Raw genomic sequence first — 13,341 nt, forward strand, 5'->3', positions numbered from 1 at the left:
ACTAGTCGCCGCGCACCGGCCCTCGCCCGGCCTTGATCGCGCCGCGCTTCACCTTGCCTTCGACGCGCCGCAACTGCGATGCGCGCGTCGGCCTCGTCGCGATGCGCGCGCGCCGCGTCACCGAAACGCTGCGGATCAGCTCGTCGAGACGTGCGAGCGCGGCGGCGCGGTTCATGTCCTGCGTCCGATGCTCCTGTGCCTTGATGACGACCACGCCCTCGCGCGTGACGCGGCTGTCGGCGAGCGCGAGCAGTCGCGCCTTGATGTGCTCCGGCAACGACGACGCGCGGATGTCGAAGCGCAGATGGATCGCGCTCGACACCTTGTTGACGTTCTGACCGCCCGCGCCCTGCGCGCGCACGGCTGTCAGCTCGATCTCGTTCGGCGGCACGCTGAGGCTGTCGGTGATGGTCATCGTTGGAAATCCTTCGATAAGCGCTGCATTCTCGCGGCCAGTCCGGAATCGCGCCGCGTCGGCTCCCTGACCGCCTGCGCGAAGATCGCTGCCGAGCCGATTACTTCGATTCTGCGCTTCGCCCGCGTGATCGCCGTATAAACCAGTTCGCGCGACAGCACGCGCACGAATGCGCCCGGCAGCACGAGCGCCGCATGCTCGAACTCCGAGCCCTGCGACTTGTGCACGGTGAGCGCGAACGCGGTGTCGTGCGGCGGCAGCGCGGCGGGCGACACGTAGCGCAGCGCGCCATCAGCCATGCGGAACGCGACCCGCAACAGGCCGTCCACGCCCGGCAGCGCAATGCCGATATCGCCGTTGAAAAGCCCGAGCGCGTAGTCGTTGCGCGTGACGATCACCGGCCGCCCGGCAAACCATTGCGCACCGAGCGCAAGCGCGATGCCCGCCTGCTCGCGCACTTTTCCGGCGACGCGCGCATTCACTTCGTCGACGCCGCGCGGCCCTTTGCGCGTCGCGCACAGCACGCGGAAACGATTGAGCGCGTCGAAAAGCAACGCGTGATCGGTCTGCGCGCCATCGAGCGCGCCGGCCAGTGCTTCGGCGTACGGCGCGAAACCTTTGGCGAGGCGGGCGAGCGTGCGCTCGGACAGCGCCGCGTCGCCATCGTCGACGAGCGCGGCCGCGCGCTCGCCGGAGGGATCGAGTGCATCGAGCGCGGCTTTTTCGTCGCCGTCGCGGATCGCGACCGACAGACGGCCGATATCCGATTCGAGCCCGAAACGATAGTTCTTCTGCAGCCACACGACGCAATCGGTCAGCGCGGGTTCGGCCTTCGTGTCGAAGAGATCGCCGAAGCCTTGCGCATCGCCGGCGGACGCGGCGTTCGGCAGCGCCGCTTCGAGCCGCTTCGCATCGACCGAAAGCGCCGCCGCGATCCGCGCCACGCCCGCGCGGCTGAACGACGGCTGCGCACTCAATTCCGCGAACACCGCGCCCGCTTCCACCGCCGACAACTGATCCTTGTCGCCGAGCATCACGAGGCGGCTCGCCGGCGCGACGGCTTCGAGCAGATGCGCGGCGAGCGCGACGTCGATCATCGACGCTTCGTCGACGACGATCACATCGTAAGGCAAAGGATTGTCCCGATGATGCCGGAACCGCCCGTCCGACTGCGCGCCCAAGAGCCGCTGCAACGTGAACGACGTGCGCGGCAGACGCGCGGCGAGTTCGGCGGGCAGCGTATCCGCGCGTTCGATGAGCGCCTCCTGCATGCGCTGCGCGGCCTTGCCGGTCGGCGCGGCGAGCGCGATGCGCAAGCCTGGATCGGCATCGAGAAGGCACGCGAGCACGCCGACGACGGTCGTCGTCTTGCCGGTGCCCGGCCCCCCGCTCACGATCGTCAGCCGTCCCGCCAGCGCGACGAACGCGGCGACGCGCTGCCAGTCGATGTCATCGTCGGCGCGCGGCCCGAAATAACGCGCGATGCGCTCCGCCTGCCGCGCGATGTCCTCTCGCGGAACGGGCACGCCCGCCTCGCGCGAGCGTTCGACGAGCGCGCGCGCGAGCCGCCGTTCGTAGTCGTAATAGCGCGCGAGATAAAGCCGCCCGTCCTCATCGATGACGAGCGGCAGCAGATCCGCCGCGTCCGCGCGCGCGTCGCTGCGCACGAGGCAAGCAACGCCGCTCGCAAGCAGCGCATCGCGCGCCTCGTTGAAACGCGCTTCGTGACGGCGCGCGAGCGCGGCGAGCGGCAGACACACGTGGCCCTGCGCGGTCGCGCGGCTCATCGCGAGCGCGGCGCGTTCGGCCCACAGCGCGCCGGCTTCGTCCGCGCCGAGCCGGGACGCGAGCGCGCTCATGCGGCGCGCGAAACCTTCGGCGAGCGCCGCGTTTTCATCGGCGGGCGCGGGCACGGGGCGCGCGGGGTCGAGCGCGTCGAATGTTTCGAAGGCGTCGGGCATGCTCATGCCGCGCCTCCGCCTCCCGCCATCAATCGATCGAGCGCTTCGACCAGTTCCAGCGACGGCCTGCCGCGATGCACGCCGCTCGCGGCCTCGCCGTCGCGCCAGCCGGGACGCACGCCGCGCACGAAAAGATACAGATAGCCGCCGATATGCGTTTCGTACGCGTAACCGGCGAGCCGCGCGCGCAGATAGCGATGCAATGCCACGACGTAGATCAGCGCCTGAAGGTGATACGCGTGCTCCGCCATCGCGACGGCGAGCGGCGCGGCGGCGTAATCGGATGCGGCATCGCCCAGATGATTCGACTTCCAGTCGATAATCCAGAAGCGGCCGTCGTGCTCGACGATCATGTCGATGAAACCCTTGATGAATCCGCGCAACGCGCCCGACTCCAGCGCGACGTCGGGAAAGCCGTGCGTCGAAAGCACGCGCCGCAGCGCGGTGAAATCGAGCGACTCGGCGGGAAAGAGAAACTCCAGCTCGTTCATGCGGCGCGCCGGCGCGATGGTTCGGAGCCGCATGCCGGGCGCGATTTCGGACGCGACGGTATCGGCGAGAAGACGCAGCATCATCGGACGAAGGCGCGGCGCGAGCGCTTCGGGCGCGGGCGTCGGATGCTCGTGCAGCGCGCGTTCGATGGCTGCGGGCCAGCCCGACGGCTCGGTGAAATCCGCCAGCTCGTACATGCGATGCAGGCATTCGCCCGCCGCCGCGCCGCGCGGAAACGCGAGGATGTCGTCGGGATCGAACTGCGCTTCGTCGCGCGTGGCGGCATCGGCGCGCACGGGGTCGTCGAGTGCGGCGAGTTCGTCGTGATCGGGACGCGCTTCGGGCGGCTGCGCCTGATTCGCTTCGTCGCGCGCGCCGGCCGCGATCAGCGAACTGAAGCTTGCCATGCGCCAGCGGTCGCGCAGGATGCGCTGATTCGTGCGCGCGGCGATCTCGTGTTCGTGGGATGCATCGGCGGCGAGCGGCTCGCGCATGTCGATGACCGGCAGCGGCGCGACGCCCATCGCGCCATCCGAACGCGCCGCGACCGCGTGCCACGCCGCGATGATGTCCGCTTCCTCGGGCGGCTCGGCGCAGAAGGCGTCGAAGGTTTTTCCGCTGCCCGCGACGAGCCAGTTGAGCACGCTGCGGCGCGATTCCTTCGTCGAGCGGTTCGACACGTTCGACACATACGCGCCCGCGACGACATAGCAGCGGAACACCGCGCGCGTCAACGCGACATACACGAGGCGCGCGCGCTCGGCCGCCTGTTCGCGTGCGATGGCCGCGCTGACGAGCGCGTCCTCGTCGCCTTCGATGCCGTAATGCAGTACCGCCACGCCGGCGTCGTCGTGATACTCGCGTGCATCGGGCAGGCCGGATTTCGACGCGGCGAGCGCGGTGCCGTCGTTCAGGAACGGACAGAACACGACCGCATATTCCAGCCCCTTCGACTTGTGGACGGTCACGATCTGCACGAGATTGCGATCCGATTCGAGACGCAACTGCGCCTCTTCGCCGCCGCCCTGTTGCTCGCGCATCGCCGCGAGCCAGCGCAGCGTCGGCGCGATGCCCGGCTGCTCCGCCGAGCGCGCCTGCAACAGCTCCGCGAGATGATGCACGTTGGTCAGCCGGCGCTCGCCGTCGGGCCGGGCGACGAGACGCGTCGCGATGGACAACTCGCGCGCGAGCGTGCGCCACATCACCGCGAAGCCGCGCTCGTGCCAGATCGTCCGATAACGCGAGAAGCGCTCGACCCAGCTCGTCGAATCGATCGGCTCGCCGTGCGGATCGGCCGCGTCCGCGTGTTCGAGCCGCCAGAGCGCCGCGGCGTCGAGCCCGAACCAGTCGGTCGCGAGCGCGGCACGCAGGCGGCGCAGATCGCCCGGCGTGTCGATGGCGGCGAGCACGCGCTCGATCTGCTCGGCGTCGAGCGAGCCGAACACCGACGCCTGCGCCAGTTCCACGCTGCCGATACCCCACGCCGCGAGCACGCGCTTGACCAGACTGCCCTGCCGATGCGTCTGCACGAGCACGGCGATATCGCCCGCCGAAAGCGGCGTTTCCCCGATAGTCACCTCGCCTCGCTGCGCACCGCGCAACAACCGCGCGATTTCGGCGGCGCAGGCTTGCGCGGCGTCGCGCCGCGCATTCGCCTTGGACAGCGCCGATTCGCCGTGCGGCAGCATCCACACGCAGAAATCGGCGATATCGGAATACGCGGCGGCCGGCGTCGCGTCGACGAACGGACCGCGCTTGCGCGAACCCGCGCGCACCGGCTGATAGTCGAGCCCGTCGAGGATGAACGCCGCCGGATTCGCCTCGAACACGCGATTGCACGCTTCGATGATCGACGGCGTCGAACGCTGATTGACCGCGAGCGTATAGCGCGCGCTCGCGCCTTCGCGCGCTGCGAGATACGTGTGCAGGTCGGCGGCACGGAAACTGTAGATCGCCTGCTTCGGATCGCCAACCAGAAAGAGCGGCCCGTGCGGCGCGAACACGCGGTCGAAGATGGCGAACTGCAGCGGATCGGTGTCCTGGAATTCGTCGATGAGCGCGGCCGGATAACGCGCCCGCAACGCCTCGGCGAGCCACGCGTGCTTCACGAGCGCGTGATGCAGGTTCGACAGCAGATCGTCGAACGACACCACGCGGCGCGCGCGCTTTCGCGCGGCGAGTTCGGCGGGCGCGTAATCGAGCCACTCGCGCACGACGCCGAGCCACATCGCGCGCTGCGCCGCTTCCGCTGCGGCGGCGGTTGCGGCGAGCGCATCGGCCTGATCGAAGAAGGCGTGCGCGGGCGGTGTGTTCTTGACCTTGGTTCCCTTTGCGAGCGCGGTTGCCGTGAGCTTCAGCGCCCGCTCGGGCGGCGCTGCGTGGCAATCGCCTTCCGCGAAGTAGGCGCTCCACGCCTCGATGGCCTCGCCGACGATCTTCGCGCTGTAGCTGTTCGCCTTCAACGCGCCTTGCGCATCGGACAGCAGCTTGACAATGGCGTCGCGCTCGGCATGCCACAGCGCGCAGGCTTCGTCGAAGATCGCCTGGACGTCGGCGGCGGCGGCTGCGTTCGTGTCGCCGAAACGCAGCGCGGCAAGCGGCTTCTTCAGACGCCGCGCAAGCTGCGCATCGAGCGACGCCGGCCCCGCGCCCTTCCCGACGAGCCACGACGCGAACGACGGCGTGCGCGCCGCGACCGGCTCCACACGCTCGCGCCAGAAGTCGGCGGCGAGTTCGAAGCGCAACGCGCTGTCGTCGGCTTCCATCTCGAACGCGAACGGCATCGCGGCGGCGAACGGCGCTTCCTGCAGCGCGCGCTGGCAGAACGCGTGGATCGTGTGGATCGCGGCCTGATCGAATGTCGACACCGCGATGCGCAGACGCTTCGCCGCTTCTTCGGCATCGATATCGGCGAGCGTCGTGTCGAAGAGTTGCTCGACGAACGGATCGCCGGCCGCATCGCCGTTTTCGATCGCATGCGCGACGCCCGCGAGCCGCGAGCGGATGCGCTCGTGCAATTCTGCGGTCGCCGCCTTCGTGAACGTCACGACGAGAATCTGCTCGACCGACAGACGCTTTTCGAGCAGGAGACGCACGTAGAGCGCGCAGATGTTCCAGGTCTTGCCCGTGCCCGCCGACGCCTCGATCTGGTTTACGCCGTCGAGCGCGCAGGAGAAGACGTCGAGTTCCCGCACGTCGATGTTTTCCATGGTTGAGTTCAGAGTCGTCATGCGCCGCTCCGCAGGTGCTGCACGAGCGGTTCGAAGACGATGCGCGCGACCGTGGCGAAGACATCGTCGAGGGCGAGGTCCGCGCCGCGAAACGCGATGCGAAACACCGGATCATCGGATTCGGCGCGCGTGCGATCGGACTCCCACGCGGCCTGCGCTTTCGAATCGCCCTCGTTCACCTTGAGCCAGGCGCTCTTCGGAAAGAAGCGCAGCGGCATGCGCCTTCCCGCGCGATAGAGCGACGCGAGCGCGGCGAGATGCGCGTGAGGATCGGCGACGGGCGTGAGTTCGAAATCCGCCGATTGCGCGCCGCGCCCGTGCCAGATCGTGCGGCGCGGACCGTCGGGCAGCGCCGCGCAGTACGCGAGATGCGCGAGCCACGCGGACAGATAGTCGCGCGCACGCGGCGCGTCGTAGCGATAGATCACCTGGCCTTGCGGCGTCAGCGCGTTCAGGGTGCCGACGAGCGTCATCGGGCGCGTGTCGGCGAGCGCGTCGTCATGCGCGCCGAATAGCGCGACGTCTGCCGTGCCCGGCCAGCGCGGCGCGAGATCGAGCGCGAACGGAAGACGTTCGACACCCGCCGAGGTCGATGCGCGCACGCGTTCGGCCAGTTGTCCCAACGCATGAAGCTCGCGCGCCTGCCACACGCCGCCCGTCGCGCCCCCCGGCATTTCGGGGCTCGCGCGCGCGACGCGTCTCGCACGTTCGCGCGCGGCGCGATCGCCGTCTTCGGCGGCGTCGAGCAGCGCGGGCAGCACGCGCGCGGCGAGCGCATCGCGGCCCGCGAAGCCCAGTTCGAACGGCTCGGCGTCGTCGAGTTCGGATTCGGCATCGACGAGCGCGATGCCCAGACGATCGCGCAACAGCGCGCGCGCCGGATGCCGCCAGAAACGCACGAAGTCATCGAATGCGACGGTTTCCACGTCGTCTTCCGGCGGCAACGGCGAAGAGAAGAAACGCGCGACGGACTGCGACTTGCCCGACTCCAGTGCGCGCGCGAGTTCGGCACGCTCGGGCTCGTAAGTGAAGAGCCTGCCATCGTCGCGAAAATACTCGGGCGCATACGGCTGCAGCGGATGTTCGAACACGAAGCGCGCGCGCGCCTGCGCGAGGTCGTCCGGGGCCGCATGCTTGCCCGCGACGGAATGCGCGAGATAGTCGAGCAGTTCGTCGATGAGCGCGGCAGGCGGCAGCACGGCGTTATCGCGGATGCTGCGGCCCGTGTACGCGATCATCAGCCGGTCGCGCGCCGCGAGGACGAGGTCGAGGAAGAGATTGCGCTCGTCGTCGCGGCGCTGCCGGTCGCCGAGCTTGCCGAAACGCGCCATCAGGTCGAACTCGTCGGCACGCGTGAGGCTCGGCAGCATGCCGTCGTCCATGCCGAGCAGACACACGACCCGATACGGCAGCCCGCGCAGGCTCGTCAGCGACGAGAACGTGACGCCGCCCCACGGCACGCCGCCGCGCGCGGGATCGTCGAGCGTGTCGGTGAGCGCGGTGCGGATCACGGCTGCCGATACGTCAGTCGCGCCCGCGCCCTCGTCCATCGCGACGATCAGCGCATCGATCGCGCGGCGCACGTCGCCGATGGCATCGGTGAACGCGACGCCCGCATCGAAGAAACGTTCGAGCGCGTCGAGCAGCAGATCGCCCCAGGCGCGCGCGGTGCGTGGACTCGCGATGCGTTCGGCGAACGCGTCGATATCGTCGACGAAGCGCGTCAGGCGGCCGAGCAGCTCGGCGTCCGAGCCGTTCGCGCCTTCGATCGGCAGCCATTCCGCGACCGGCGCGCCGCCGCCCGGCAGCGCGTAGCCGAGATAGAGCCGCGTGAGCGCATCGGCGAAAGTGTGGCGCGCGGCGGGCACGTCGTCCGCCGTGACTTCATCGGGACGCAGGCCGCGCCGCGCACCCGCCGCCGCGAGCCACGCCTGCGCCGTTTCGAGCGCGACGGCGTCGATGCCGTAACGCGCCGCGATCGCATCGACGCGCAGCCATTCGACGAGCTCGGGCGCGCCGACGCTGCGCTCGGTGAGCGCGAGCCAGTCGAGAAGCGCGCGCGCGACGGGGTTCGCCTGCGACGGCGGCAAACCCGTGATCCGATATGGAATGCGCCGACGCTCGTTGCTCGCGCCAGCGGGCGCAGTGCCGAAAATGCCGTCGATGAGCGGCCCGGCCACGGCGAGGTCCGGAAATGCGACGAGCACGTCCGACGGCTCCAGCCCTTCGATAGCGTCGAACCAGTCGAGCAGGCGGTCGTGCAGCACTTCGAGCTGGCGCGACAGGCTGTGACACACATGCACTTCGATGCCGTTATCGACGATGTCTTCCGGCTGCGGCGCGGCGCGCTCTTCATCGAGCGCGAGGATGCCGTTCTGCAGGCGCGCGAGCCAGGTGGGCGCGGGATTGTCCTCGTAAAGCTGACGCTCGCTCGACGCCGCGCTTTCGGTGAGCTCGTGCAGCATGTGGAGTTGCGCCTGCGTCTGCCGTCCCCACTCCGCGAGCAGCGGATGACCGACTTCCTGATAGTCCGCTTCGCCCTTCAATTCGAGTTGCTCGACGCGCGCTTCGCTCACGATATCGAACCAGAACTCGCGGCAAGGATTCTGCGCATAGACGCGCACGTCGATCCAGCGCGACAGCTCGCGCAAGAGCGCGATGTGCAGCGGCGGCATCGTCGGCAAGGCGAACACGCTGATGCGGCGCGGCCATTGCGCGCGCATGACGACATCGAGATCGAAACCTGGGGAATCGGCCAGAAAGCGGTATGCGGGCGGCGTCGGGTCTTTCGCGTCGCCGTTCGCGTCGTGGGCAAGGTCCGCGAGCAGCGCGCGCCACAGCGCTCGTTGCCAGCGCTCGTCCTCGCGCTGGATGTCGTTCGCGCCCGAAAGACGCGGGCCGCGCGCGTCGATTTCGGCGCTGCTTCCGGCGAGGATCGAGCCGCCCGCCTGCCAGTGCGTGAGCCACTCCGGGCGATACGTCAGATAGTGATCGAAGACCGTCGCGATGCGGCGCGCGAGTTCGTAGCGCATGGAGTCGTCGGCGGCATTCAGATACGTCGACAGCCGCGCCGAATCGCCGATCGACGAATCCTCGAAAAGCCGGTAGCAGCGCCACGCGAGCCGGTCGGGCGCGAACGGCGAATGCGCGGGCACCGGCAGCACGCGGCCGATCTGCGCCCAAAGCCATTGCGCGAGATAGCAAAAGTCGACGTTCGCGCAGATGCCGAAGCGCCCCGCCATGTCGAGTTCGAGCCGGCGGCGCAACGCCGCGCTCGGCACGATGACGGACTCGCGCGCGAAGGGATCGCTCTCGCGCATGGCGAATGCGTCGAGGTCCTCGAAGAGCGCCGCGGCGAGCGTCTCGTGACGATTCGAATAAAAGAGTTCGAGCATGGAAAGCAGCTTGCAGACGGCGTGTGAAGGCTTCGACGAAGCGGAATTTGAAAAGCTTTGTCAGTTCATGCGCCAGCATAGCAAAGCGCGCCCGCAGCCGAGAACCTGGCCGAATGGCCGAGGTCCGAAGCCTTGGGGAGTTGAGTTAGACTCGATTCTCGCTTCGTCCCCGCAAAATCAAAGAGCGTCAAAACAGGAAGTCGATGCGTTATTCGTTCGAAATCAGGAAGTTCATTTACAGCCAGTATTTCTTCGGCGGACTGCGCATCGCGCTGGGCGTGTCGCTGCCCGCCGTCCTGATGCTCATCGTGTTTGACAATCGCGAGCTTGGTTTCACGATCGCGACCGGCGCGCTCGGCGCGTGTGTCGTCGACATGCCCGGACCGCTCAGGCACAAGCACAACGAAATGCTCGCATGCACGCTGATCGGCTTCTTCGCGGCGCTCGCAACGGGCATCGCGACGGCGCATCCGCTCACGCTCTGGCTCACCATCGTGCCGTTGACCTTCGTGCTGTCGCTGATCGTCGTGTATGGCAATCGCTGGCCGCAGATCAGCTTCGCGACGCTCTTCATGATGGTCGTCACGCTCGAAGAGCATTTCACGCCGATGCAGGCGCTCATCAACGCATCGTGGATTCTTCTGGGCGGTCTCTGGTACACGTACTGGGCAACGCTCGTCAGCCGGCTGCTCGTCTATCGCATCGAGCAGCAGGCGCTGGCCGAAAGCATCTTCAGTTGCGCGGAGTACCTGCTCGCGCGCGCCGAGTTCTACGACGGCGACGCCGATCTCGACGAGTGTTATCGCGTGCTGATCGAAAAGCAGATCGCGGCCGTCGAGCGGCAGGAAGCGGCGCGCGACATCGTGCTGCGCAATCTGCCGAAGGTGAAATCCGGCAAGCTCGATGCACGGCGCGCGCGGCTTTTCAATCTCTTCATCAACGTGGTCGATCTGCACGAATTCTTCGTCGGCGCGCATACGGATTATCCGCTCGTGCGCAAGACCTTCGCGGGCTCGGACGTGCTGATCTTCTATCGCGACCTGATGAGAAAGGCGAGCGCCGATCTCGAGGAAATCGGCCTTGCCGTGTTGCAGAACAACGCCGCCGACCGGCAGATCAGCATGAAGGCCGAGTTGCGCGCGATCGAATACGAACTGGAGCTGATGCGCAAGCACGGCCTGCCCGAGAAGAGCCCCGAGGCCTACGCGGCGGCGGCGGCCGTGTTCCGGCGTTTATGGAGCGCGACGCGTCTTATCGACAAGATGCGCCGCCGCACCCGTGACGATGCGAGCGCGACCGAAACCGAAGTGCAGATCGATCATGCGTTGTCGCGTTTCATATCGAGCCGGCGCGTGCCGTTCATGCAGATTTTTTCGAATCTCACGATGTCCTCGCCAAGCTTCCGGCACGCGCTGCGCGTGACCATCGCGGTGGGCATCGGATTCTGGCTCGGGCGTCTTTTGCCGCTCACGAACGCGTACTGGATCGTGATGACCACGGTCATCATCCTGAAGCCCGGCTACTCGCTCACCAAGCAGCGCAACACGCAGCGGATCATCGGCACGGCGATCGGCTGCGCGGTGACCATCGCGCTGATCCTGTTCTTCAAGGACCCGCATATCCTGCTCGTCGTGATGTTCGCGTCGATGGTGATGAGCTACAGCCTGCTGCTCTTCAATTACGCGGCGAGCGTCGTGTTCACGTCGTCGTATGTGCTGCTGATGTTCCATTTGCTCGCGCCGGGCAACATGCGGATCATCGGCGAGCGCGCGATCGATACGGTCGTCGGTTGCGCTATCGCCATCGCGGCGAGCCATCTGTTTCCGTATTGGGAATATCGGCTGATGGGCAAGCTCGTGAAAGACCTGCTCGCGGCGACGCGCAACTATCTCGAAGCGAGCTGGTGGTGGCGCGCGAGTCAGACCGAGAAGACGCGCGCAGCGGCGGCATCGTCCGCGAGCGTGGAAACGCCCGTGGATCACGCGGTTTTCGCCGATGCGAATGCGGGCGCGGTGGCGGCTTCGGCGCAGAGCGTGGCGATCACGGCGCAATCAGCCGATGATGCAACCATCGAAACGCCACCGCCCGAACCCGCGATCGTCGCCGATTCCGCGATGAAAGCCGCGAGCGCCACGGCGCAGCGATTGTCGTCGGTGAGTATCGGCGAGAGCACGGCGGCCACCGCGAGCAAGGGCGCGTCCGCGGCGGCGACCGTCGCCGCCACCGCGCTCGACCGCGACTTCCGCTACCGCCTCGCGCGCAAGAACGTGCACATCGCGTTCGCCAATCTCGCGCAGGCGTTCCAGCGCATGATGCTGGAACCGAAGGCGCAGCAGCGCTATGTCGCCGAACTCAACGATCTGCTCGTGCAAAGCCATGTGCTCGCGTCGCAGATCACCGCCGCCGCGCCGCTTCTGCAATCGCTCAATGAAGCGGGCGGTCAGCCGTTCGAGCCGGTGCAGCGCACCTTCGGCATCGTGCGCGACAACCTCGCCGGCGCGGAGGGCGAACTGCCTGCTCCGGCGAAACCGGACGCGCCACCCGCGCAAGCCGACGCGCTCAAGGAACTGCGGCGCGATCTGGACCGCATGGTCGTCGATGCCGAGCGCGCGCAGATGCTGCCCGCCGATGCGCTTCACGATCTCAAGCTGCTCGCGCATCAATGCAAGCAGATGCTGACCGCGTCATCGCTCATCGGCAAGGACGCCGCGCAGATTCGCCTGCCGGTCTGAGGTGCTATCGAGGCTTGGTTACTGCGATGCGCCGACAGCCGGGACCGCCGGCCGCACATCGCTCGCGGCGGAAGGCTGAGCGTTGTCGCGGTCGAACTCGCGCTTTTCGCGGATCGCGTTGAAGAGAATCGTGCCGATCACGAGCAGCACCACGACGACGATGAACACGCTGACGGCGCGGGTCGGATTCTTTCTGGGCGCACCGTCCGGGCGGCGGGGATCGCGGGGGTCGTGAGTCATGAAAAGGTTCGTGGCGACGTTTCGGAAAGTCCCACATGGTAACCGGACTGGTTTTCAGATGGGTTGCGAAACGCCGATTGCAAATCGCGCGCGGTCGTACGCATCGTTTCGGAACGCGCACGAGCGTCGCGAAATTGTGTGGTTCACGGCCGCGCTTGAACGACGCCCGTCCGAATGACGATACTAATCGCGATTCCATGCGCGTCCGATCCCGGCGAGGGCTGCAAGGGGCACATGCCGGGATACCTCGTGACCGGACGCGTTGAGCCGCCCGCCCGGGCGGCTTTTCTTTTTCTCGTGCGCGCCTTTCAGGGCTCGAGTGTCGGTCTCACCGGAAGCGCCGTCGAATATTTGATCTGCTCCATCGCGAAGCTCGAGCTCACGTCGTACAGCGGCACCGCACGGATGAGTTGCTTGTACACGCGGTCGTAATCGTCGATGTCCGACACCACGACGCGCAACAGATAGTCCGTCTCGCCGCTCATCCGGTACACCTCGACCACTTCCGGAATGTCACGGACCGCGCGCGTGAAGTCTTCCGCCCAGATCTGCGTGTGCTGATTCGTGCGCACCGCGACGAAAACCGTCGTGCCGACGCCGAGCTTCTTCGGATCGCACAAGGCCACCTGCGCGCGGATCACGCCCGTTTCTTTCAGGCGCTGCACGCGCTTCCAGCACGGCGTCTGCGAAAGGTTCACGCGCTGCGCCAGTTCCGCGATGGGCATCGTCACGTCGTTCTGCAGCAATTCGAGCAGCTTGCGGTCGATGAGGTCCATTCCCATGCTGCACCCCTTAGAGGAAATTATTCTATTTCTTGATGTCCGAGCGGAATTATATGGAAACTAATTCTGGAGGCAAGCCGGTATAAATGAGCCG

At 67.2% G+C, this 13,341-nt stretch carries 7 protein-coding genes; 1 reads left to right on the top strand and 6 read right to left on the bottom strand.

Annotated elements, in window-relative coordinates; genetic code table 11:
• Position 1: 1 nt before the first annotated feature.
• Genes arfB through recC form a run of 4 tightly spaced genes read right to left on the bottom strand, consistent with a single transcriptional unit; the run spans position 2 to position 9,493 of the window.
• Positions 2–415, bottom strand: a complete 414-nt coding sequence (gene arfB, locus AWB77_RS12705) for an alternative ribosome rescue aminoacyl-tRNA hydrolase ArfB (RefSeq protein WP_061134769.1) — start codon at positions 413–415, stop codon at positions 2–4.
• Entirely contained in the window at positions 412–2,376 is a 1,965-nt protein-coding gene (gene recD / locus AWB77_RS12710) for an exodeoxyribonuclease V subunit alpha (protein ID WP_061134817.1), read from the bottom strand. Before recD ends, arfB begins: the two co-directional genes overlap by 4 nt.
• Positions 2,377–2,378: 2 nt before the next feature.
• On the bottom strand, positions 2,379–6,098 hold the full coding sequence (recB, locus tag AWB77_RS12715) for an exodeoxyribonuclease V subunit beta (RefSeq protein WP_096031122.1): 3,720 nt from the start codon (positions 6,096–6,098) through the stop codon (positions 2,379–2,381).
• Positions 6,095–9,493, bottom strand: a complete 3,399-nt coding sequence (gene recC, locus AWB77_RS12720) for an exodeoxyribonuclease V subunit gamma (RefSeq protein ID WP_061134770.1) — start codon at positions 9,491–9,493, stop codon at positions 6,095–6,097. Before recC ends, recB begins: the two co-directional genes overlap by 4 nt.
• Before the next feature lie 203 nt (positions 9,494–9,696).
• Here recC and AWB77_RS12725 point away from each other — a divergent pair, with 203 nt between their 5' ends.
• The gene (locus AWB77_RS12725; RefSeq protein WP_061134771.1) at positions 9,697–12,225 is read left to right on the top strand and encodes an FUSC family protein; all 2,529 of its coding nucleotides are present in this window, start codon (positions 9,697–9,699) and stop codon (positions 12,223–12,225) included.
• Positions 12,226–12,243: 18 nt separating this feature from the next.
• On the opposite strand, the gene AWB77_RS12730 is transcribed toward AWB77_RS12725, so the two are convergent.
• Both AWB77_RS12730 and AWB77_RS12735 read right to left on the bottom strand, forming a co-directional pair.
• A complete protein-coding gene (locus tag AWB77_RS12730; protein WP_061134772.1) occupies positions 12,244–12,465 on the bottom strand; it encodes a hypothetical protein in 222 nt (73 codons plus the stop codon).
• Positions 12,466–12,773: 308 nt separating this feature from the next.
• The gene (locus AWB77_RS12735; RefSeq protein WP_061134773.1) at positions 12,774–13,247 is read right to left on the bottom strand and encodes an Lrp/AsnC family transcriptional regulator; all 474 of its coding nucleotides are present in this window, start codon (positions 13,245–13,247) and stop codon (positions 12,774–12,776) included.
• Positions 13,248–13,341: the final 94 nt, after the last annotated feature.

This window comes from Caballeronia fortuita, from assembly GCF_001544835.2.
GTDB lineage: Bacteria > Pseudomonadota > Gammaproteobacteria > Burkholderiales > Burkholderiaceae > Caballeronia > Caballeronia fortuita.

Bases quoted from the DNA above. Each gene is read 5' to 3' on its own strand.
- AWB77_RS12725 (WP_061134771.1), top strand. From the start codon at position 9,697: ATGCGTTATTCGTTCGAAATCAGGAAGTTCATTTACAGCCAGTATTTC.
- AWB77_RS12730 (WP_061134772.1), bottom strand. From the start codon at position 12,465: ATGACTCACGACCCCCGCGATCCCCGCCGCCCGGACGGTGCGCCCAGA.
- recB (WP_096031122.1), bottom strand. From the start codon at position 6,098: ATGACGACTCTGAACTCAACCATGGAAAACATCGACGTGCGGGAACTC.
- recD (WP_061134817.1), bottom strand. From the start codon at position 2,376: ATGCCCGACGCCTTCGAAACATTCGACGCGCTCGACCCCGCGCGCCCC.
- recC (WP_061134770.1), bottom strand. From the start codon at position 9,493: ATGCTCGAACTCTTTTATTCGAATCGTCACGAGACGCTCGCCGCGGCG.
- arfB (WP_061134769.1), bottom strand. From the start codon at position 415: ATGACCATCACCGACAGCCTCAGCGTGCCGCCGAACGAGATCGAGCTG.
- AWB77_RS12735 (WP_061134773.1), bottom strand. From the start codon at position 13,247: ATGGGAATGGACCTCATCGACCGCAAGCTGCTCGAATTGCTGCAGAAC.